This is a genomic window from Salinarchaeum laminariae (genome assembly GCF_023204835.1).
GTDB lineage: Archaea > Halobacteriota > Halobacteria > Halobacteriales > Salinarchaeaceae > Salinarchaeum > Salinarchaeum laminariae.
In genome coordinates this window covers 2,396,990-2,419,235 of the sequence record NZ_CP096270.1, presented here as the reverse complement: position 1 = coordinate 2,419,235, position 22,246 = coordinate 2,396,990, and the positions used below count along the sequence as shown (strand labels likewise).

19 protein-coding genes are annotated in these 22,246 nt (G+C 63.4%); 16 read left to right on the top strand and 3 right to left on the bottom strand.

Annotated elements, in window-relative coordinates:
- The first annotated feature begins 20 nt into the window (after window positions 1-20).
- The 4 genes from MXF70_RS11385 (at window position 21) to MXF70_RS11370 (ending at window position 5,263) form a co-directional block, all read left to right on the top strand.
- Window positions 21-2,414: a cbb3-type cytochrome c oxidase subunit I gene (locus tag MXF70_RS11385; RefSeq protein ID WP_248515755.1), complete on the top strand. Its 2,394-nt coding sequence runs from the start codon at window positions 21-23 to the stop codon at window positions 2,412-2,414.
- Window positions 2,415-2,574: 160 nt separating this feature from the next.
- Window positions 2,575-3,495, top strand: a complete 921-nt coding sequence (locus MXF70_RS11380) for an ABC transporter ATP-binding protein (RefSeq protein WP_248518395.1) — start codon at window positions 2,575-2,577, stop codon at window positions 3,493-3,495.
- Complete coding sequence (locus tag MXF70_RS11375; protein WP_248515754.1) at window positions 3,492-4,358, top strand: ABC transporter permease subunit; 867 nt, start codon at window positions 3,492-3,494, stop codon at window positions 4,356-4,358. The genes MXF70_RS11380 and MXF70_RS11375 overlap by 4 nt, the downstream gene beginning before the upstream one ends.
- A gap of 146 nt (window positions 4,359-4,504) precedes the next feature.
- Window positions 4,505-5,263, top strand: coding sequence for an SDR family oxidoreductase (locus tag MXF70_RS11370; protein WP_248515753.1), 759 nt, complete (start codon window positions 4,505-4,507; stop codon window positions 5,261-5,263).
- Between the two features lie 32 nt (window positions 5,264-5,295).
- Here MXF70_RS11370 and MXF70_RS11365 read toward each other — a convergent pair whose 3' ends face one another.
- Window positions 5,296-6,051: a sugar phosphate isomerase/epimerase family protein gene (locus tag MXF70_RS11365; RefSeq protein WP_248515752.1), complete on the bottom strand. Its 756-nt coding sequence runs from the start codon at window positions 6,049-6,051 to the stop codon at window positions 5,296-5,298.
- Between the two features lie 150 nt (window positions 6,052-6,201).
- On the opposite strand from MXF70_RS11365, the gene MXF70_RS11360 reads away from it, so the two are divergent.
- The 6 genes from MXF70_RS11360 to MXF70_RS11335 all read left to right on the top strand — a co-directional run bounded on the left by MXF70_RS11360 (window position 6,202) and on the right by MXF70_RS11335 (window position 12,894).
- Window positions 6,202-8,556 carry a heavy metal translocating P-type ATPase gene (locus MXF70_RS11360; protein ID WP_248515751.1) on the top strand — a complete coding sequence of 785 codons (2,355 nt, stop codon included), beginning with the start codon at window positions 6,202-6,204 and terminating at the stop codon, window positions 8,554-8,556.
- Between the two features lie 114 nt (window positions 8,557-8,670).
- A complete protein-coding gene (locus tag MXF70_RS11355; RefSeq protein ID WP_248515750.1) occupies window positions 8,671-9,015 on the top strand; it encodes a metallophosphoesterase family protein in 345 nt (114 codons plus the stop codon).
- Window positions 9,016-9,051: 36 nt separating this feature from the next.
- The gene (locus MXF70_RS11350; protein WP_248515749.1) at window positions 9,052-10,635 is read left to right on the top strand and encodes an HTTM domain-containing protein; all 1,584 of its coding nucleotides are present in this window, start codon (window positions 9,052-9,054) and stop codon (window positions 10,633-10,635) included.
- 227 nt (window positions 10,636-10,862) lie between these two features.
- Complete coding sequence (locus tag MXF70_RS11345) at window positions 10,863-11,219, top strand: four-helix bundle copper-binding protein (RefSeq protein WP_248515748.1); 357 nt, start codon at window positions 10,863-10,865, stop codon at window positions 11,217-11,219.
- Window positions 11,220-11,286: 67 nt separating this feature from the next.
- Entirely contained in the window at window positions 11,287-11,769 is a 483-nt protein-coding gene (locus tag MXF70_RS11340) for an SRPBCC family protein (protein WP_248515747.1), read from the top strand.
- Between the two features lie 123 nt (window positions 11,770-11,892).
- Window positions 11,893-12,894 (top strand): DMT family transporter, encoded by a 1,002-nt coding sequence (locus tag MXF70_RS11335; protein ID WP_248515746.1) that lies wholly within the window; start codon window positions 11,893-11,895, stop codon window positions 12,892-12,894.
- A 7-nt stretch (window positions 12,895-12,901) separates the two neighbouring features.
- Here the strand turns inward: MXF70_RS11335 and MXF70_RS11330 are convergent, their stop codons facing one another.
- Entirely contained in the window at window positions 12,902-13,258 is a 357-nt protein-coding gene (locus tag MXF70_RS11330) for an ArsR/SmtB family transcription factor (RefSeq protein ID WP_248515745.1), read from the bottom strand.
- A gap of 101 nt (window positions 13,259-13,359) precedes the next feature.
- Entirely contained in the window at window positions 13,360-13,770 is a 411-nt protein-coding gene (locus MXF70_RS11325) for a chemotaxis protein CheW (RefSeq protein ID WP_248515744.1), read from the bottom strand.
- Window positions 13,771-14,042: 272 nt separating this feature from the next.
- On the opposite strand from MXF70_RS11325, the gene MXF70_RS11320 reads away from it, so the two are divergent.
- The 6 genes from MXF70_RS11320 to MXF70_RS11295 all read left to right on the top strand — a co-directional run bounded on the left by MXF70_RS11320 (window position 14,043) and on the right by MXF70_RS11295 (window position 22,245).
- Window positions 14,043-14,648 carry a chemotaxis protein CheW gene (locus MXF70_RS11320; RefSeq protein ID WP_248515743.1) on the top strand — a complete coding sequence of 202 codons (606 nt, stop codon included), beginning with the start codon at window positions 14,043-14,045 and terminating at the stop codon, window positions 14,646-14,648.
- Between the two features lie 337 nt (window positions 14,649-14,985).
- Complete coding sequence (gene cheY / locus MXF70_RS11315) at window positions 14,986-15,348, top strand: chemotaxis protein CheY (protein ID WP_248515742.1); 363 nt, start codon at window positions 14,986-14,988, stop codon at window positions 15,346-15,348.
- The gene (gene cheB, locus MXF70_RS11310; RefSeq protein ID WP_248515741.1) at window positions 15,345-16,565 is read left to right on the top strand and encodes a chemotaxis-specific protein-glutamate methyltransferase CheB; all 1,221 of its coding nucleotides are present in this window, start codon (window positions 15,345-15,347) and stop codon (window positions 16,563-16,565) included. The genes cheY and cheB overlap by 4 nt, the downstream gene beginning before the upstream one ends.
- Window positions 16,558-20,310 carry a chemotaxis protein CheA gene (locus tag MXF70_RS11305; protein WP_248515740.1) on the top strand — a complete coding sequence of 1,251 codons (3,753 nt, stop codon included), beginning with the start codon at window positions 16,558-16,560 and terminating at the stop codon, window positions 20,308-20,310. The genes cheB and MXF70_RS11305 overlap by 8 nt, the downstream gene beginning before the upstream one ends.
- A 19-nt stretch (window positions 20,311-20,329) precedes the next feature.
- The gene (locus MXF70_RS11300) at window positions 20,330-20,935 is read left to right on the top strand and encodes a chemotaxis protein CheC (RefSeq protein WP_248515739.1); all 606 of its coding nucleotides are present in this window, start codon (window positions 20,330-20,332) and stop codon (window positions 20,933-20,935) included.
- Entirely contained in the window at window positions 20,932-22,245 is a 1,314-nt protein-coding gene (locus MXF70_RS11295) for a chemotaxis protein CheC (protein ID WP_248515738.1), read from the top strand. The genes MXF70_RS11300 and MXF70_RS11295 overlap by 4 nt, the downstream gene beginning before the upstream one ends.
- The last annotated feature ends 1 nt before the right edge of the window (window position 22,246 follow it).

Genomic DNA, 22,246 nt, shown 5'->3' with positions numbered 1-22,246 from the left:
CGACGACGAGGTGAATCTCCATGAGCGACGAGCTACCGCCACGATCGACTGCCCGGCGCTGGCTGACCTCGACCAACCACAAAGACGTCGGCATCCTCTATATCGTTACGTCGCTGTACGTGTTCGTCTTCGGCGGCCTGATGGCGCTGCTCTTTCGGACGCAGCTCTGGACGGCTGGCGAACTGTTTCTCACCGGTATCCAGTACAACGAGGTCGTCTCCGGCCATGGGCTGTTGATGATCTTCTGGTTCATCACTCCCCTGGCTGCAGGATTCGCGAACTACTTCGTCCCATTGCAGATTGGCGCCGACGATCTCGCATTCCCCAGACTGAACGCGCTGTCGTACTGGCTGTACTTCGTCTCGTTGCTGGTCTATCTGAGCTCGTTCCTGATCGGCACCACCTTGGCCACTGGCTGGACGATGTACGCGCCGCTGAATCTCCCGATGTACACGCCAGCGATCGGCGGGACGGTGACCGTGGCCGCGCTCGCGATACTCATGCTCTCCTCGACGATCGCGTCGGTGAACTTCATCACCACCATTCACTACTGCCGCGCGGAGGGGCTCTCGCTGCTCAACGTGCCGCTGTTCACCTGGACCTGGCTCCTCACCGTGTGGATGATGCTGTTCGCCTTCGCGACGCTTCTCGCCGCGTTGCTTCTCCTCGGCTCAGATCGCGTGCTGGGGACGCTCTTCTTCGTGGGTGAGGGACCCGGTGGCTCCCTGCTCTGGGGGCACCTCTTCTGGTTTTTCGGCCATCCGGAGGTCTATATCGTCTTTTTCCCGCCGCTGGGGCTCATGTTCGAGATGTTCCAGACGTTCTCTGGCCGGCGGGTGGTCGGGCGAAAATGGGTGATCCTCGCGATGATTCTCATCGCGCTCCAGAGCTTCCTCGTCTGGATGCATCACATGTTCCTGACGACGATCAACCTCGAGATGAAGACGCTGTTCATGGCGACGTCGATAGGCATATCGCTGCCATTCGACCTCATTGTCTTCTCGCTAATCTACACGCTCGTCAGGGGAAAGATCCGTTTCCACACGCCGTTCCTGTTCGCCCTCGGCGGGCTCATTCTGCTGATTCCCGGGGGTATTACGGGCGTGTTCCTCGGTGCAGTCGTCCTCGACTACGAGTTCCGGGGGACGTACTGGGTCGTCGCACATTTCCACTACATCATGCTCGGCGGCGGTGGCACCGCACTCATCGGCGGACTCTACTACTGGTTCCCGAAAATGACCGGGCGGATGTACGACGAGTTCCTCGGGAAGCTGCACTTCGCGGTGTATTTCCTGGGGTTCAATCTTGCCTTCGGCGCGCAGTTCGTCGGCTGGGAGACGCCGCGGCGGGTGTTCGACTACGCTCCAGGCCTGACCGAGTGGCATCAGGTCATGACGATCGGCGCGTTCTTGCTTGGCGGCTCCTTCCTGCTCATGTTCTACAACTTCGCGAAGAGCATTCGATCAGGCGATCAGGTCGAGGGCAGTCCCTGGCAGTACGTGCGGACCGCGGAGTGGGCAACTGCGTCGCCACCGCCACTCGAGAACTGGCCCGGTCGGCCGACGTACACCTCAGGGAGCCTCGAGTTCGTGAGCCGAGCCGCTCCAGACGGCGGTGCGGCACAGTCCGCCGACAAGCCGGCGATCGAGAGTGCCCGGGAGCACCCCAGCCATAGCAGCCCTTGGCCCGTGGTTGCGGCGGTTGGGACGGGGCTGTTGTTCCTCGGCATCGCACTCGCACAACGGAGCATGCTCGATGCAGCAGTGGTCGGCATTGCGGGGTTCCTCGTGACCACGTACGGCGCACTCCAGTTCGGTCTCGAAGAGTTCCACGCGCCGGAGTCGCCAGTCGCTGCGCGGTGGCCGTTCGACGGCGTCGGGAAAACCAAACTGGGCATGTGGGTGTTCCTCGCCTCGGACGTGATGGTCTTCGGGGCGATCGTTGGTTCTTACGTCTTCGCCCGGGCCAATCTCGGTTGGAACGCCTGGGAGACGGTGCCGCCGTCCGCGATACCGGGCCTGGTGAACACGTTCGTTCTCCTGACGAGCAGCTTCGCTGTCGTGCTCGCACTCGAGTACGCCAGACGCGAGCGACAAGCCGGAGTGGTCGCCTCGCTGGGAGCGACGCTCGTGCTGGGATTCGTCTTCCTCGGAATCAAGGGGTGGGAGTGGAGCGAGGAGTTCGCACACGGCGTCTACTGGGACAGCTCCATCGAGGCGTCGACATACTTCGTAACGACCGGGCTCCACGGGATTCACGTCATTCTGGGGATGTTCGTCGCTGGGTTCCTACTCTGGCGGTCGTGGAACGGCGCATATCTCGACGATCCGCGCCCGATCGAGTATTTCGGACTCTACTGGCATTTCGTCGACATCGTGTGGGTGTTCCTCTTTCCGCTGTTCTACCTGCTGTGATTACCCCAGAGCCACTGGCGTAGAGGACGCTCTACCACGCCGGATCAGTCTTGCAGCGACCCCGATCCCGGTTGCCAAACCCGCAGCTCACGAACTGGGCATCTACACACCCGTCAGTAACGGCTTCATACCTTTTTTCATGGCTACGCGGATTTCGAGCATGGCAGCCATCGAGTGTTCGAACCTTAGCAAACGGTTCGGCGACGTCCTCGCCGTCGACGATCTCGATCTCACTATCGAAGACGGAGAGATATTCGGATTTCTCGGACCCAACGGTGCAGGCAAGTCGACGACGATCGACATCCTTCTCGACTTCGTCAGACCGAGTTCGGGAGCAGTTTCGGTCATGGGCCACGATGCCCAGACGGAGGGACGGACCGTGCGGCAACGGACTGGCGTCCTCCCCGATGCGTACCACGTCTATGATCGCCTCACAGGGCGCCAGCACGTTCGCTTCGCCTGTGAGATGAAGGGCGTCGACGACGATCCGGTCGCACTCCTCGACAGAACGGGCGTCGCCGGGGCTGCCGACCGAAGGGCTGGTGGCTACTCGAAAGGGATGCGCCAGCGACTCGTCCTCGCGATGGCACTGGTCGGCGACCCCGACCTGCTCATTCTCGATGAACCGTCCACTGGGCTAGATCCCAACGGCGCTCGCGAGATGCGCGAGATCATCCAGGCCGAGAACGACCGGGGGACGACTGTGTTCTTCTCGAGTCACATTATGGAGCAAGTCGAAGCGGTCTGTGACCGGGTCGGGATCATCAACGAGGGCCATCTCGTCGCCGAAAACTCGATCGACGGACTCCGCGACGCAACCGAAACCGGCGAAATACTCGTGGTCAGCGTCGGGCACGTCGATCAGACCACCGTCGAACGCGTACAGAGCATCGAGGGGGTATCGGGTGCAGCGATCGAAGACGGGCGCGTTCGGCTCTCCGTGACTGGTCGATCCAAGTTTCGAGTGCTCGAATCGATCGACGATGCGGTCGGTCCCATCGAGGATTTCGAGGTCATCGAGGCCTCACTTGAGGACCTGTTCGCGCGTTATACCACCGGCAACCAGGGAGATCGGATGTGAGCTCCCTCACAGTAGCCCGGAAGGATTTCCGGGACGCAATTCAGTCACGGGCACTCTGGGCGCTCGTCCTGACTTTCCTCGTCTTCTCCGTGATCACGGCCTATGGATACACGGAAGCTCCCGAACTGTTCGGTGGTGAGGCCGAGGCGACCTTCGGCGGACTCGTGTTCTTCTTGCTCGCATTTACCGCACTGTTCGTTCCGCTCGTTGCGATCGTCGTCGGCTACAAATCCATCGCCGGTGAACGCGAACTCGGGAGTATCAAACTCCTGCTCTCCCTACCGACTACCCGGAAGCAAGTTTTCGTCGGGAAGGTTCTCGGGCGAGGTGCCGTGCTGATGACGGGGCTGTCGATCGGCATCGTCGTTGGACTGCTCGTCGGCGCTGTACTGATCGGGTCGATCGACCTGTACGCGCTGGTCGCGTTCGTCGGCCTCACCCTGCTGTTCACGGCCGTCTACGCGGTGATCATGGTGAGTATCTCTGCCACGACCGGGTCGACGACCAGAGCGACCACGTACGCAATCGGCTTTTTCCTCCTCTTTGAGCTAATCTGGGACGTGGTCCCGCTCGCGATCGTCTACGTCGTCGAGGGGTTCTCGATTCCCTCGGAGTTTCCGCCGTGGGTGTACATCGTCACGCAAGTCTCCCCGTCGACCGCGTACTCTTCGGGACTGCTGGCACTGTTGCCGGATATTGCGGACTCCCTCGGTGAGAATACCGGTGGTGGCACGGCAGGAGACGTCGGGAGCGGACCGGAACCGTTCTATCAAACCCCGGAACTCGGTCTCGTGATGCTCGCGTTCTGGCTCGTCGTCCCACTCGTCGTCGGCTACGTTCGGTTCGAACGTGCAGATCTGTGAGGTGACCGCTATCCGGCCAGTAACCGGGGCCGATCGCGCCATTGTCCCTCCCACCTGTCGAGAATGGTGATCCCGTTTTATCGCACTGGGCCACGTTATACCCTCACACGGGTTGGCGCTCCCGCGATAGCGCCGGAGAATCTCCAATGAATGGAATCAGCGGTTCGACGACGATCGTAACGGGCGGTGGATCAGGTATCGGTCGGGAAGCAGCGTTGCGCTTCGCTGAAGAGGGTGCGAACGTCGTCGTCGCTGACGTCGACACCGACGGCGCAGCAGAGACTGCAGATCTCGTTCGTGAGGCCGGCGGCGAGGCGACGGTCACGGACACCGACGTGAGTGATCCAAACGACGTCGAGGCGATGGTCGACACGGCGGTCGAGACCTACGGCGGACTCGACTACGCGTTCAACAACGCCGGGATCGAGGGCGAGTCTGAACCCGCAGGCGAACACCCACTCGACAACTGGGAGCGGGTGATCGACGTGAATCTCAAGGGCGTGTTTCTGTGCATGCGCTATGAACTCCCGGCGATGCTCGAGTCAGGAGGCGGTTCGATCGTCAACACGTCTTCGATCGCCGGCATCGTTGGGTTCCCGAACCTGAGCCCGTACGTCGCGAGCAAGCACGGCGTCATCGGACTGACGAAAAACGCTGCACTCGAGTACAGCGGTGAGGGCGTCCGTGTCAACGCGATCAGCCCCGGCGTGATCGAGACGCCGATGGTGCAACGATCACAGGAAGACGATCCCGAGCAGATGGAACAAGTGAAGGCAGCAACCCCGATCGGCAGGCTCGGCGCTCCGGACGAGATCGGCGACGCCGCCGTGTGGCTCTGCTCGGAGGACGCCTCTTTCGTGACCGGCGAGACGCTGGTGATCGACGGCGGCTACGTCGCGCAGTAGCCGTCAGCTCCATCTCAGGGAGCGTTTCGCCCTCAAAAGTCCGAGCCCAGGACTGCCGCTATGCGCTCGGCACTGTCCTGCAACAACGGGAGATCGTCAGAGAAGACCTCGACGGCGACGGTTCCGTCGAATCCCTCCAGATGCTCCTCGACGACGTCGAAATCGATCTCCCCCGCACCGATCGGTATATGCGTGTCACCGCGGCCCCGTGCATCGTGCACGTGAAGGTGTGAGACGAGATCGGCATTCCGTGAGAGGAAGCGGTCGATTGCATCGTTACCCCCTTCCATGTATCCATGCCCGACGTCGAAACAAACCGGAGCGTCGGCGTCCCGCGCGAGATCTGCGAGCACAGACAGCTGAATGCCCTGTTTCTGGTGCCCGACGTTCTCGACGACGACCTCGACGTCGTACTTGGCACCAACCGCGACGATGCGACCGAGCTGCTCGCCGATCGTGGGTCTCAGATCGGTGTCGTAGGGGTTCCGCGCGGTCGCGTGGAGGACCGCTTTGTCGGCGTCGAGTGAGCCGGCCCACGCCAGGAGATCGTCGAGGTAGTCGACGATCGCGTCGTTGAGCTGTTCGACGGGCGTTGCGACCACCTGTTGAAACGGAAGGTGAACGCAGAGATCGCAGTTCGTGGTGGCCAGCGCCTCGCGTAGCTCCGGCGCGGCCGCATCGGTGGGTAACGGCTGTGCCTCGCCGACACCGACCTCCGCAAAGTCGAACGGTTCGCCAACGGCTTTCAGTCGCTCGATCGAATCGCCAACGGTGACGCCCACGTCCATACTCCCGATTCCTCGCCCGTTCCCTTGAACGTCAGCGTCGTGGTCGATACGTCGTCTCGGATGCCACGTCCTGGGGACCAATCCATTCGTGGCGTCACGTGATTCGGGCCGGCACTTTAAAGCGAATCTCGTGACAAGGTCAGTTGTTCCATGACTGATTCCCCTCCCAGCGACATGTCTGCTGACTCCGGGGAGGACGGGATCGGTCGCGAAGTTCTCGACACCGACGCCGGCCGAATCGTCTTCGATCCGAACGGCAACGGGTCAGTCGAACGGACTGCACACCGGCTGGCTGATCTCGACGGCGGACCGCCCGCCCACTGCACGATCGAATTCGACCCGAGTGGCGCCAGGAGCAGCGAATCCGGGTCACTCGCACTGGAGCGACATCTCGAGAAGCAGCCCGGCATCTTCGACGCGATCGCGTCGTTCCGAAGCGGTATCGTCCGCGTGACCTACGACGACTCTATACTCTCCGCCGCCGACGTCGAGACGCTCGTCCGCCGCCGGGGGCTGCATCGAACCGATAGCTCGACGACGGAGTCGGACGCGCAGTCGGGGACCGATTCCGACGACGCAGCCACTGGTGACGACGCGAAGCTACGGCGGGAGGCTACATTCGTGGGAATAACGCTGATCGGGATGATGACTGGGCTGCTCGGACATTGGTTCGGTGGGCCAGCGGCAGTCGTCTGGCTCGGCTACGGCGCCGCCTATCTTTTCGGCGGTTGGTACGGGCTCCTCGGCAGCATCGACGTGCTGCGTCAGCGGGCGGTCGACATCGACCTGCTGATGATTCTTGCGGCGCTCGGGGCACTGGCGATCGGCGCCCCCTTCGAGGGCGCCATGCTCCTCTTCCTGTTCTCGCTGTCGAACACCCTCCAGCACTACGCCACCGGCCGCTCGCGACGGGCAATCAGGTCCCTACTACAGATGCGTCCGGAGACCGCGCAGGTCCTCCGCGACGGCGAGGAGGTGACGATCCCGATTGACCAGGTTGACGTCGGCGATACGATCGTCGTTCGGCCGGGGGATCGTATCCCACTGGACGGGGTGGTGGATTCCGGTGAGAGCACTGTCGATCAATCGTCGCTCACCGGCGAATCCGTACCAGTGCCGAAAGCGCCGGGAGACGAGGTGTTCGGCGGGACGATCACAGAGAACGGGAGCCTCGAAATTCGCGTCACGCGTCAGGCCCACGAGTCGGCCATTGCACGGCTCATCCACATGGTCGAGGAGGCCCACAGCGAGCGTGCACCGACGCAGCGGCTCATCGACCGACTCGAACAGCCCTACGTGCTGGCAGTACTTGGCATGACAGTTGCCGCGATGGTGATCCCGCTCGCTCTCGGTGCCGAGCAAGGCCCGACGATCTATCGCGCGATGACGTTCATGGTCGCTGCCTCACCGTGCGCCGTGGTGATCTCGACCCCAGCCGCGGTGCTTTCGGCGATCACGGCCGGCGCACGACAGGGCGTCCTCTTCAAAGGCGGCGAGCACGTCGAAAGCGTCGCCACCGTCGACGCGGTCGCCTTCGACAAGACCGGGACGCTCACCGAAGGCGACACCAGCCTGACCGACGTCGAGGTCGTTCAGGATGCGACGCTCTCTGGCTCCCCGCTCACGGAGGATCGCCTCCTCGCGACCTGCGCCGCCGTCCAGGCTCGTTCCGAACACCATCTCGCAGAAGCGACCGTCGACGCCGCCGAAGAGCGCGACCTCGACGTTCCGGCGGCGACCGGGTTCCAGGCGATCGTCGGAAAAGGCGTCAGCGCAACTGTCGACGACAGGACGATCCACATCGGTAACCCACGCTACTACGAGAGCCTCGAGGGCCCGGACCCGGAGGGGGTAGCGACGGGGCTCGATGCGCTCGAAGGTCTCCAGCAAGACGGGAAGACCAGCGTCCTCGTCACGGCCGAGGAAAACGGGGAACGAACGGTGCTCGGCTGGCTCGCGTTCAGCGACGAGATTCGGGAGGGTGCTGTGGAGATGATCCAGTCACTTCGCGATCTCGGCGTCGAGGAGATCGTCCTCCTCACCGGCGACAATCAGCAGGTCGCCGATCGGGTCGCCTCGGAGCTTGGGATCGACACCGTCGGCGCAGAACTCCTCCCCGAACAGAAGGTCGAACGCGTCAGCGATCTCGTCGCCGAGCACGAGACCGTGGCGATGGTCGGCGACGGCGTCAACGACGCCCCTGCCCTCGCGACGGCCGACCTCGGGGTCGCGATGGGCGGCGCTGGCACCGACGTCGCGCTCGAGACTGCCGACGTCGTGTTGATGTCCGACGACGTCTCGAAGCTGCCCTACGCGCTAGGACTCGGCCGCAGGACGCAGCGGACCCTCTACGCAAACTTCGCGATCGCGTTCGGTGCCATCGCGGTGATGGTCGTTGCGATCCTCACCCAGGGTATCCCACTGCCTCTTGCTGTCGTGGGCCACGAAGGATCGACGGTTCTCGTCTCGCTGAACGGCCTTCGGCTGCTCGGGTTCCGCGGCTAAGAATTTTCACCTTCTTTTGGCTCCTCTCTTCGCCCTCTTCCTCTATCCCCGCACGCCAGCGACTGGCAAGTACGGTGTGACTGTCTTTACTCGATGACGGAGCCAACTGTTCACATGGTCGAGACACTGCTCCACGTGAGCGACTCGATGGCCTTCGCCAGCAGCGACGCGGAGGACGACTCGATCGACCTCGGCGGCATCCCGATCGTCGTCCAACGAGTGATCGACCGCGACGTCGACGCCGTCGTTAACACCGGCAATCTGTTCCGTTCGCTGTCGCCGGGCGAAGAACCCGCCGAGGGGGTCCGACGGACGGTCGAACAGCTCGACGACGCCGATATTCCGTTCGTGCTGCTGAAAGGGACCCGTGAGACGACTGGTGAGAGCGACGTGATCGATGCCGCGGTGCGACGATCCGCCGTGACGAAAACCGGAATTGTAGTTTACGGAAAGGTATAATGGGTTCGCGTCTACGATCCGGACACGTCCCCTTCGATGGCTTCGACGGAACCCACAGATTGGCGCCAGAGAATCACCGCTGGTCTGGACGCGGTCGCGGCCGGCTTCGAGCGACGCGTCGAGATCGATTTGCGGGCGCTCGCAGCGTTCAGGATCGGGCTCGGCTCGTTGATCGTACTGGATCTATTGCTCCGAACGAGGGACTTCACCGCCTTCTACACCAACGACGGCGTCCTTCCCACGAAGGCACTGTACTCGGATTACACCGACGTTCACTCGCTCCACGCGTGGCTGGGTGAGTGGTGGCTGGTCGCACTCCTCTTCGTGGTGGCCGCGGCCGTTGGCGTCGCGCTCGTCGTCGGGTACAGGACGCGGACGGTGACGCTCATCTCGTTCCTCCTACTGTTTTCCCTGCACAACAGAAATCCGATGGTGCTCAACGGCGGGGACATACTGTTCCGGCTCCTCGTCTTCTGGGCCATCTTCCTGCCCCTTGGCGAGCGGTGGTCGATCGACGCCCGCCGGATCGATCGCGAACGATCCAGTGTCGCCACGATGGCGACGTTCGCTGTCCTCGCACAGATCGTGATCATGTACGTCTCGAACTTCGTCCACAAGACTAACGGCCAGGATTGGATCCAGGGGAAAGCCGTCGCCTACATCCTCCATCTGGACCAGTTCAGCGTGTTTCTCGGACCGTATCTCGCAGAGTACACCGGACTGTTGAAGCTGTTCACGTGGGGGTGGCTGTTCCTCATGGCGTTATCGCCGTTCCTGTTCGTCCTGACTGGCTGGCCACGGGCGGTGGTCGCGACGGGGTTCATGGGAATGCATCTGGGTATGCTCGTGACGATGCAGATAGCGATCTTCCCGCTGGTCGTCGTCGTTGGCCTCCTCCTCTTCTATCAGGCCCCTATCTGGGACTGGTTCGAGGCAGTGGCGAGCCGATTCGTCACCGCGGATGGATCTGCGAGGGGTCCTGACCTGCTCGGCACCGCTCGTCGCTCGGTGTCTGGAGCAGGGGGGTCCGTTGCCAGTCGTCTCCCGACCGCGTCCCTGAACCGTCTCCCTCGGATCCCCTACCCTGCAGAGATCCCGGGCGTTCGCCCGACCCTCTCGATGATCATTCCGGCCGTATTCATCGCGTTGATCATCATGTCCAACGCGCATGCACTGGGGTATACGGCCGAGCCACCCGAGCAGGGACAGACGTTGCTCGACAAGACGGATACGGACCAGTCCTGGCAGCTCTTTGCACCGAATCCGCTCAAGGATACGCGGTGGTTCGTCGCCGAAGCTACGTTGGCAAACGGCGAGACGGTCGACGCGTTCACCGGTGGTAACGTGACGTTCGATCGGCCGCCGAACGCGGCGGATCGGGCGGGGACTGCCCGGTGGCGCAAGTATCTCGCGAACATGTTCACCGCGGGCAACGAGAACCACCAGTCCTACTTCTCCAACTACCTCTGTGGCAAGTGGAATCGGAGCCACGACGTGAAGATGGAGAGTGTGGAGCTCCACGGCCTCCACGAAGAGGAGACGCCGTTCGGACCCGACGTGGAGATCCAGCGCACACGGTTTTCAGAGTACGATTGCTCGGGGCCGTTCGTACAGGACTAGCGGCGGTCGAGATCCGGTATTGTCGGTTCGATTTCAGCTCGATTCAGCCGCTCGGAACGTAGGTATCTGAGTGAGTTCGCTTCCTAACTCGTCACATTCCCGCGCGGTGACGATTCGGCACGGCGACACCCTACCGGTATTCCCTGGGCTACTCGACGCATCGAACGGCACGTTACCTCGCGCTACAGGCAGTATAACGAAACGGGACGACCCCCACCGTTCACGCGATGTCACTGGCAGAAACCGTCTCCAAGATCGATACGCTCACCGAGGAACAGCGAAACTGCATCGAACTCTGTAACGAAGCCGTCGAGATCTGTGAGTGGTGTGCAGACGCCTGTCTAGGCGATGAAGACATGGAGGAGTGCGCCCGGCTCTGTCGGGACGTCACGGACCTCGCCTCGCTCCACGCTCGGTTCATGGCACGGGACTCCCAGTTCAGCTCACAGCTGGCCGAAGCCTGCGCAGACGCTTGCGAAGCCTGTGCCGAGGAGTGCGAACAACACGACGCAGACCACTGCCAGGCTTGCGCAGAGATTCTCCCGGAGTGCGCCGAGAGCTGCCGATCCATCGCGTCGGCGTAACCCGGAACTGGGAGCGCGGAGCCTCGACAGCGACGCTATTTTGCCCGCCGGGCACGTGTCTCTCTCCGTGGCCGTTTACGAACGCGAAACCCGCGTACACGCCCCCTTCGAGGACGTATGGCAGTTCCACGGGACGACCGACGGGCTGGAAGCGCTCACGCCATCGTGGTTCGGACTGACCGTGGAGTCTGTTCGAGGTCCCGATGGCGAGCCTGACCCTCCAGAACTGTTCGAGGGCTCTTCGATCGAACTTTCGGTCCGCCCGTTCGGTATCGGACCTGGCCAGCACGTGACCTCCATCATCGAGCGGCGCGAGCAAACGGACGGTGCAGGTCTGTTCCGTGACTCAATGATCGGCGGTCCGTTCGCCGAGTGGGATCACACCCACGCGTTCTACGCTGACGATGGTGGGACGATAGTACGGGACCACGTCGAGTACCAGCTTCCATTCGGACCTCTCGGCAGGCTCACAGCGAAAGCGATGGTCGCCGGACTCGCCCCCGCGTTCCGTTACAGACATCGACAGACGCGAGCCCTTCTCGAGGACTGACCACGCTGGACAGTCCAGGTATATAGCACACGCCAGGTAGTACAGTGGCGACGCGTGGTCAGCCAACGGCGCTGACCGCTGCGCCCCACAACGGGCAAGACCCCCGGCCATCACGATCCAGACGTGTTCGAACGCGTCACGGGTCGCTCCTGGTCCGGTGCTCACCTCGCGCTCGCCGTCGCAGTGTTCGGCGTGGCCTGGAGCGCCATTCTCGTCCGCTGGAGTGACGCACCCAGCGACGTGGTCGCGTTCTATCGCGTGCTGTTCACACTCCTGGCAGTCGCACCGTTCGCGATCGGCCGCCACCGGGATGCATTCGGTCGCATCGCCGGACGCGACGTCGTGGTCGCGAGCGTCGCTGGGATCGCGTTGGCCGTCCATTTCGTCACGTGGTTCGAGAGTCTCGCGTGGACGAGCGTCGCCGCCTCGGTAACGCTGGTCCAGACGCAGCCGGTGTTCGTCGCGATCGGTGCTGCGCTGGTACTCGGCGAACCAGTCGATCGACGGACGGTAGGCGGGATCGTGCTCGCCGTTCTGGGTGCCGGTGCCCTGACGGTCGCTCAGAGTGGGGCGTCGGTTCCGGCTGGCGGTTCGGCGCTGCTCGGTGGCTCACTCGCCGTCGTCGGCGCGATCTCCGGCGCCGGCTACGTGCTCGTCGGTCGATCGCTCCGCCAGCGAATTTCGATCCTCCCCTACGTGACCGTCGTCTACGCCGCTTGCGTCTCCACGCTTCTGGTCGTCGTCGCGATCGACGGCGCCGCAGTCGTCGACGTTATGGAGGGAAGCAGTTCGGGGGACCATCTGCGTGCGATCGTCGACGCTAGCGCCTTCGTCGGCTACCCCGCAGAGGAGTGGGGTCTGTTCGTCGCGATGGCGCTCGGACCCGGACTCCTGGGCCATACCGTTGTGAACTGGACGCTCGAACATCTCCGCTCGACGGTCGTGAGCGTTGCACTCCTCGTCGAGCCGGTGGGTGCAACTGTGCTCGGCGTCGTGCTCCTGGGCGAGGTAGTGGGCAGCGTGACAATTGCCGCAATGGGACTGGTGCTCGCTGGAATTTACGTAACGGCGACGGCAAATCGATCGCCGACGGAGCGTACGGATCAGCGGGAATCCCGCGTGTGAGCTGAGACTACGTTCCGTTGGGCCGCGTTCCATCCGATCCGGCGGGGGAGTCACTCTCTTCGAGATCCAGGGTGGCACCGTCGCCGTCGAGGCCCAGATCGGCGCCGTCGATCGTCCGGCGGTAGACGCTGGTTCGTCGGCCCCGTTTCGAGGTCTGTTGGCCCTCACAGACCAGCAACCCTGCTGCTTCTAACTCCTCGATGCGACGATAGCAGGTCGCGATAGGTATCGCGAGCTCGTCGCTGAGTTCCTGCGCCGAGACCGGACGATCGGCAGCGGAGAGGATCCGCGCGGCGTACTTGCCACCGAGGGCCGCCAGCGTCGATTCGACCACGCTCGGATCGTCGACGGGCTCCCTCGCCATGGCGGCGTAGTTCCAGTGATGGCGGTTTGTATCTTTGGGCGGCCTCGGCTCGGGCATGGCATTGGGGAAGAGGTCAGTCCAGGCCGTTTCGACACTCCCGCTCAGGACTGATGGATCCGAAGTGGATCGATCAACACCACGTCATCACCCCCGATGCGAACCTTGCCGCGCACGTGTCTGATAGAGCCGACGGTCGCACGAATTTCGTCGACGGTCGTCGGATCGCCAACCTCGGAGACGAGCCACCCCGGAACGTGGCCGTCGGTTCCGCAGCCGTGAAACACCACGACTGCGGTGGTCGAGTCAGAGTTCGCACCGAGCAACGACGCCGCATCGGCAATTTCGACGGTGTGATCCCGTACGTCTATCACCGATCCTGGCTCTGCATCGTCCAGCACCCCGGTGCGGAGCACCGTAGCGACCCTGTCGAGCTTGACTGCGTAGGTTTCATCGCCAACGAACAACGGTAACACGTCGATTCCACTCCTGCGATCTCCACGTTGATCGCCCATTCACTTTCGATCAGAAGACCATCGTATTAACACCTTTTGTCAATGAATATTCGCGAAGCGTGATCGACCGCAGCCGTCGACGGTCGTCTAACGGTCCATCGTACCCAGATCAATTGCTTGGCAGTAACTGCTGATGGCAGTGAGACAGAGCGAAAGAGAGCGAAAGAGAGAGTGAGATAGAGAGAGCGAGATACTGCCGGAAACCGTTCATCTGGATCAATATAGTCACTCGGGGGTCAGACTTAACAGGACGGCCATCTTGCTGAAACCCGATGGAGCTGCCGGAGGAACTCGTCGGGATCGAAGAAGAACTCGACATCGACGAGGAAACGGAGCCCGACGTTGCACTGGGCGAGACCGACGACGACCGGCCAACGCAGGAGGAGCGCGAAGAGCGGGAGCAGTTCGTCCGCTTCTCGTTCGGCGACGAAGAGTACGCGCTCCACGTGAACGCCGTCCGTCGGCTCGTGGACGTCGGCGAGCGTACGCGCGTGCCTCGGACGGCCGAAGCGATCGACGGGATCACCGACCTCCGCGGAGAGATTACCGCGGTGATCGATCCACGGAAACTCTTCGACCTCCCCGAGTCAGACCGTGACGTGGACCTGCAGGAGCTCATCGTCTTCGCGACTGGCCCCGAGCAGGGTAACTCCGGCATTCGCGTCGACGCCGTGGATGGCGTGGAGGCGACCCCGGTGTCGCAGGTGATCCTAGAGCCCGAGGACGTTGACGCTGACGTCGAGCTGGTCACCGAACTGCTCGAGGACCCGCTCGTCGCCGGCCTCATTCGCGAGCAGGGTGACGACAGGAACGTCGCCTACGTGCCCGTGATGGACGTCGACGCAGTGCTCGACGTGGCGCGATCTGTCAGCGTCTGAGTCGATCGAATTGGATTGTCCTCAAGGGGTGCGCTTCTCACGAGCAGATCGTGTGCAGACGAGTCTGACATCGCTCAGTACTGCGCGTCCGCCAACTCTGAAGACTACGGTCGTCCTACTCAACAGAACGGGGAGATCGCTCCTGGGGCCGTTGAGCTAGGCCGGTCGTCAGCTACCAAGCTGCAGAACACCCGTTAGCAGGCTCCTACGGCAGTTATTCTGGGGAGCGTGCGTAGCAATGGCCGGTAGGACGAGCTTGTGCCCATTGTTATCACATTCGATATTGTGGCGGTAGCATTTATGGTCCACCTTCGCCAATCCGCTCGTGGTGTACCAAATGTCGACAGGGGTCCTCATCGTAGACGACTCTCATTTTATGCGGAACCTCCTCAGGCAGATACTCGAGGAGGAGTACCACATCGTGGGAGAGGCGTCAAACGGTGCCGAAGCGGTGAAGCTGTACAAAGAACACGAGCCGGACATCGTGATGATGGACATCGTGATGCCGAAGTGTAACGGAATCAAGGCGACAGCGGCCATCAAGAAGCTCGATTCCGACGCGCGCGTCATCATGTGTACGAGCGTTGGCCAGCGCGAGAAGATGAAACTCGCAGTCAAGGCTGGCGCCGACGGCTACGTGACGAAGCCGTTCGAAGAGCCAAGCGTCAGAAAGGCACTCAAGGACGTCGTTCCCGCATGAGCGAGGTACTCGTCGTCGACGACTCGCAGTTCATGCGTACAGTGCTCACCACGGTGCTCGAAGAGCACGATTTCGACGTAGTAACTGCTAGCGACGGCGAGACCGCGATCGACGCAGTAGCAACGCACGAACCAGACGTGATCACGATGGACGTAGAGATGCCCGGAATGGGCGGGATCGAAGCCGTCGAGGAGATCATGAACGAGCGTCCGACGCCCATCCTCATGCTCAGCGCTTACACGAAGGAGGGAGCAGATGCGACGCTCGACGCGCTCTCTCGCGGCGCGATCGACTTCCTTCCCAAGCCAAGCGGTGAAATTTCCGCCGACATCGGCCAGCTCGAGGACGAGTTGATCGAAACCGTCGAAGCCGTCCAGGGCGCGGACGTCGGCACAGTTGCGGCGTCCCGCGCAGCATCAGCGGCGCGGACCGCCGCCGATGCCGAGGCAGTGGTCCGCGAAGCGAGCGCCACGGTCGAACAGGCGCTCAGTAGCGGCGAATCGTCGAGTACGACGTTCGGCGGGCCGACGGCAGGAACCACGGCCGACGGCGAGCCGTCGATCGAAGCGGCCGACGACAGAGCCGTTCCCTCGACCTACGACGGATCGCCGACGATCGTGATCGGTGCGTCGACGGGCGGTCCGCGCGTGCTCGAACGAATACTCAGCGATCTGCCCGCCGAACTCAACGCCCGCGTGCTGATCGTCCAGCACATGCCGTCGAGCTTTACGGACCGACTCTCTCGCCGACTCGACGGCTTCAGCGAGTACGACGTCCGCGAGGCAGCAGACGGTGCGCGCGTCACGCCCGGTGAGGCGCTCATTGCCCGGGGCGACTACCACATGGAAGTGGCCTACTCCGGCCCCGAGCACTGCAAGGTCCGGCTCACCGAGTCCGAGCGCCTGCACGGCGTTCGACCCGCGATCGACGTGACGATGCTTTCCGCAGCGCGCGAAGTCGACGGAGCGCTGATCGGCGCGGCGCTCACCGGCATGGGCCGGGACGGCGCGCAGGGCATCAGCGCGATCAAAGGCGTCGGCGGTGCGACGATCGCCCAGGACGAAGCAAGCGCGCCAGTGTACGGTATCCCCAAGCAGGCGATCGCGACGGGTGACGTCGATCGCGTCGTCGCCGACGAGGATGTCGTCGATACGCTGGTCGAGATTGCGATCGATCAGGACGAGAGCGGCCCACCGGAGGTGGACGTCAATGGCTGATTATCTCGATGCGTTCGCACGCGAGAGCGAGGAGCAGATCACCGAGCTGAACAACGCACTCCTCGAGTTCGAGGACGATCCCACGAACGAGGCAGCGATGGAGCAGATCTTCCGCACTGCCCACACGCTGAAAGGCAACTGCGGTGCGATGGGGTTCGAGCCGGCGGAGGACCTCGCGCACGCGATCGAGGACCTCCTCGAGGCGATCCGGTCGAACCGCGTCGCCGTCTCTCCGGAGCTCATGGACGCGATTTTCGCGGGCGTCGACGAACTCGACGCGATGATCTCCGAGGCCGTCGAGACCGGCGCGGTCGAACGCGAGGCCGACGAGGAGATCGCCACGCTCAGGGAGTACGCAGACACGGAGGGGATCGCCTCTCCGACCGATCCCGAGATCGACGAGTTGCTCGACGCCGTCTCGACGCCGTCGGACGACGAACACAGCGTCTATCACGTGCGGCTCGACGTGGCCGGTGACCCCGCGGTCCACGGCCGGGCCGTCGTGGACGCGCTCGACGACGCGTTCGAACTGCTCGGAACCGATCCCGCTGGGGAGACGATCGATGCCGGCGACTACGATGGAACGGTCGACGCGGCGTTCGCGAGCGTCGTCCAGCGAAACGCAGTCGAAGCTGCCCTGGAACCGGTCGACGCCGTGGTCGATCAGGTGATTTCCGACGTCTCCGACCGCGTCGACGATCCTGCAGCGTCCGGAGACGCTGCTGGCGCCGCTACAGCGGGAGCGCCTGCTGCGGCAGCGGACAGCGACGAGGACGACGTCTCGACGCTCTCCGTCGACGAACTGCTCGAGGACGACGACGTCGACCAGTTCGACGATCTCGACGAGATGGCCGAAGACGTCGGTGACACCTCCGAGTTCGAGGATCTCGGCGACGCCGGATCGTTCGCCGACCTCGGAATATCCGGCGACGACATCGACGTCGGCCCCGTGGACGACGCGGCGCCAGACGCCGAAGCAGCAGATGACACTGCGACGGATGAAGCCGTAGACACGGCTCAGTCGGACACGGGCGCCGACGCACCAGACGACGAGGAGGTCGAAGACGCCGCAGCCGAGTTCGCCCAGCTCAAGGAGGAGGTCGAGCCCGTCGGGTTCGACGAACTCCAGGACGAACTCGCCGAACTCGAGTTCGACGAGTACGATAGCGACGACGAGGTCGGCTTCGACGAGCTGCTCGAGGACGACGAACTCGATGACGACGGCTCGTTCGCCGAGTCTGCCGTGACGGCAGCGGCGGCGGACGACGCGGCGCTCGTCGACGACGGAGACGACGTTGATGCTGCGGCTGACTCTCCCGGGGAGACGGACGCAGCCGACGACGGTGCGACGGTGGACGCAGGGTCGCCCGACGCGACCGCGGAGGACCTCTTCGGTGGCGCAGGCGGCGACGATACAGCGACAGACGCGACGGCCGATCCAACTGCAGATGGCTCCGTCGAGGCAGAGGCAGCAACTCCGGACGCAGACGAGAGGGGTGCTGAGGTCGAGGAGACCGGCGACGCCCTGGACGAAGAGCCGGCGTCGCCAGCTACCGACGAGCCTTCCCCGGCCGTCGAGGACAGCGATATTTCGCCTGCAGTCGAGGCGCACGATTCCCAGGCTCCAACGACTGCAGACGATACCGAACCGGTCGTCGAAGACGTCACTGCCGACGACGAGGCGTTCGACGCGGCGGAGATGCTCGACGCGGAGTCTCTCGACGAGAGCGCCCAGTCCTTCGGCGAAGGAGGCCTCGATCTCACGGACGAATCCGTAGACGAGTCTCCCCCCGATGCTGAGGAGGAAGTGCCCGCCGGCGCCGACGAACTCGATCTCGACGACTCCTTCGGCGAGATGGAAGCCGAGGCTATCGACGAAGCGGCGGCCGAGGCCGACATAGTGTCCGACGCCGGCGGCGACGACCCGCTGGATCTCGGCGAGAGCGACATCGACTTCGGGGACGGAACGATCGCAGGTGCCGACGACGGAGACCAGTCCAGCTTCGCTGATTCCGTCGACGAGGGACTCGCAGTCGGCGAGGCGCTCGAAGACGATTCCTTCGGCGACGGGTCAGCGACCGCTGACCTCGAACCAGACGCCGGAACTGCCGCCGATTCAGACGCTGCGGACGACGAGATGGAGCCCGTCGACGGGTTCGGTGACGATGACGACAGCGTCCTCGATCTCGACGACAGTGCCGTCGCTGGCAGCGAGGCGCCGCCGGAGGGCCAGGAGGATTCGCTGGACCCGATCGACGCCGAAGAGGTCGGCACGGGCGCGCGCATCGAGGGCGACGCCGCCGCTGGCTTCGACGACGGCGTGGATGCAGAGTTCGATGACGTGGATGCCGGGTTCGACGACGTAGACGACGGACTCGACGACAGCGTCGATGCTGGCTCTACCGCAGAGGGTGACGCTGGTCAGATGGCCGATGCTGCATCTGGCAGCGACGAATCGACGACCAGCGCACTCGACGATCCCGGGTTCAGCGACGCCACCGAGGCAGACGACGAGGGGCCGGACGTCGACGAGGAGCGTATCGATCGGATCCGGAGCCTCGGCGTTCCGTACAGCGACGAAGATGCGGCGGCCAGCGCTGGGGGGACCCAGTCGATCCGCGTCGACGTCGCCGCACTCGACGAGATGCTGAACATGGTCGAGGGGCTCGTCACCAGCCGTGCCCGACTACGGCGTGCGCTGATCGAGAACGAACCCCGCGAGGTGCTTGACGACGAACTCGACGACCTCGAGGATGTCACGAGCGAACTACAGGACACCGTCATGGACGTGCGACTCGTCCCGCTCCGGACGGCAGTGAACAAGCTGCCCCGGATCGTACGCGACGTCGCACGCGAGGAGGACAAGCAGGTCGACCTCGAGATGGTCGGCGAGGACGTCGAACTGGATCGGTCGATCCTCGACGAGATCGGCGATCCGCTCGTTCACCTGGTCCGCAACGCGGTGGACCACGGGATCGAGACGCCGGAGGTTCGTGAGGCGGCTGGGAAGCCGGCGGAGGGATCCGTCGAGCTCAGGGCCACCCGCGAACGCGACCGCGTCACGATCACCGTCGAGGACGACGGGGCCGGCATCGAAGTCGATGCCCTGCGTGACGCGGCCGTCGAGGAGGGGATCCACACCCGATCCGAGGTCGACTCGATGGATGACGACGACGTCCTCGAGTTGATCTTCCACTCGGGCTTCTCGACGGCAGCGGAGGTCACCGACGTCAGTGGGCGCGGCGTCGGGATGGACGTCGTCGCCGAGACGGTCGATCGTCTCGACGGCACCGTCTCCGTCGACACCGAGCCCGGCGAGGGGACGACGATCACGATGGAGTTGCCGGTGACGCTGGCGATTGCAGAGGTGCTGTTCGTCGACGTGGGGGGCGAGGAGTACGGTATTCCAATCAAAACCGTCGACGAGATCGGTCCGGTGGTCGGCGTCGAGACCCAGGACGGACAGGAAGTCCTGGTGAGCGACGGCGGCGAGGACCGACGCGAGCTGATCCGGCTGGACGAAGCGCTGTCCACTCCGGGACGGTCTGACCCGAACTCGGGAATGCTCGTTCACCTCCGGAACGACGTTCGTGAGGCAGCGATCCACTGCGATCGCGTCCGCGAACAGCAGGAGGTCGTCGTGAAACCCTTCGAGGGCGTACTCGGCGACGTACCTGGACTCAGTGGTGCGAGCGTTCTCGGTGACGGGGACGTGGTAACGATCCTGGACGTTGAAACGCTATGATCGCATACGAGGTTCACAAATGACGCTAATGGTCGATATTCGGAAGTTGAGCTTCATCAACGAGATGGCAAAAGTAGGGACGAACGGCGTCGCCGAGAACATGTCCACCCTCACGGGAGAGGACGCCCAGATGGAGGTGACGACCACGAACTTCGTCGAGATCGAGGACATCAAAGCCCAGCTCGACGCCGGCAAGCGCGTGGGCGTCCGGACGCGGCTGATGGAACCCCCACACGGCCACGTCCTGATCCTCTTCCCCGAGTCCAGCGCGAAGAAGATCACCGCGCTCATGCTCTCTGACATGGTCGACGACATGTCCTCCGTCTCCGGAGAGATGGCGCGCTCCGCAGTCGAAGAGCTCGGCAACATGATGGCGTCGGGATTCATCGACGGCTGGGCTGACGTGCTCGGAACGACGATCGACGTTGCTACCCCGCAGCTCGTCTATGCCCCCGCGGGTGAGATCGTCGAGCGAACCGCCGGACTTGGCGGCGACGATCTCGCACTGTTCTTCGATTCGAGTCTCAACGTCCCCAGCTACGAGATCGAGGCGGAGATCTACGCCTTCCCCGATCTCGAGGAGTTCGTGGAAATGGTCAACAATCTCGAGACCGCCACAGCATGAGGCTCGACACTACGGCACTTGGAACCTTCCACGAGATGGCTCGGGAAGGGGCCGGGATCGCCGCTGGCCGACTGACGGGCATCGCCGAAGTCGAGGCCCGCGTCGGTATCACGAAGCTGAACTTCGTGCGCGGCAACGAGATCCGAAAGGAGCTGGCCGCCGGTGGCGAGAAAGTTGCCGTTCGCGTCGAACTCTCTGGCGCGATCGAGGGGCACTCTATGGTCGTCTTCGACGCCGACAGTGCACGTCGCGTACTGGAGACGCTGCTCGGTGAGGAGTTCGACGACACCGCTCCGGCGGTGGCCGATGGCGAGGACGCTGCCGTCGACGCGACTGGCACGGACGCGGGAGCAGACGCAGCTGCCCCAGCGGAGTTCGACGAACTGAGCCAGTCAGCGATGGAAGAGGTCGGCCAAATCATCAACAGCGGATTCGTGGACGGCTGGGCGGACGTCCTCGAGACTGCGATCGACATGACCACCCCACAGTTCGTCCAGGGGACCGATCCGGAGCCCTTCCTCGACGGAATCGACACCACGCCGGGCGAAGAGGATATGGCGATCATGTTCCGCAGTCAGATCGAGGCTGTGGGTGAAGCAATCGGTTTCACTCATTACCTCTTTCCCGACCACGACGACTTCGCTGATCTCCTCGATCGGCTCCGCGAGACCGAGGGCATCGAGTACGACAAGCTGGTCGGATTCGATCGCATGGCCCAGCGTGGGGCGGAGGAGGTCGCCGACAACATCTCGACGATGACCGGGTTCGATACGGAGATCGAGCTCCGCCGGCTCAACTTCGTGCCGATGGCCGCGATTCCACAGGAGCTTGGCAACCGGCAGCTGATCGCCGTCGCCTTCGAGTTCGAGGGCACGCCGAGTGGCTATCTGGTCTTCTGTTTCGAAGAGGAGTCCGCGGCGACCGTCGTCGAAGGTATGCTTCCGAGTGCGCCCGACGACGCGTTCGGCGAGATGGGACAGAGCGCGATCAAGGAGCTCTCGAACATCATGGCGAGTGGCTTCCTCGACGGTTGGGCGAACGTGCTCGATACAAACATCGACCACACGCCCCCGGAGTACTCCCACGATCTCGGAGCCGCCGTGATGGACCCGATCGTCCTCCAGTTCGGCGATTCACAGGAGTTCGCGTTCGTCTTCGACACGCACGTCCAGGCAGCCGAACGCGGGTTCGACGTGGAGATCTACGCGATCCCCGACGAGGACGATCTCGAACGGGCTCTCTCACAGCTCGACGTCGATCGCATCGACGACGAACCGATCGAAGCGGACTTCCCGATCGACGAGGCCTGAT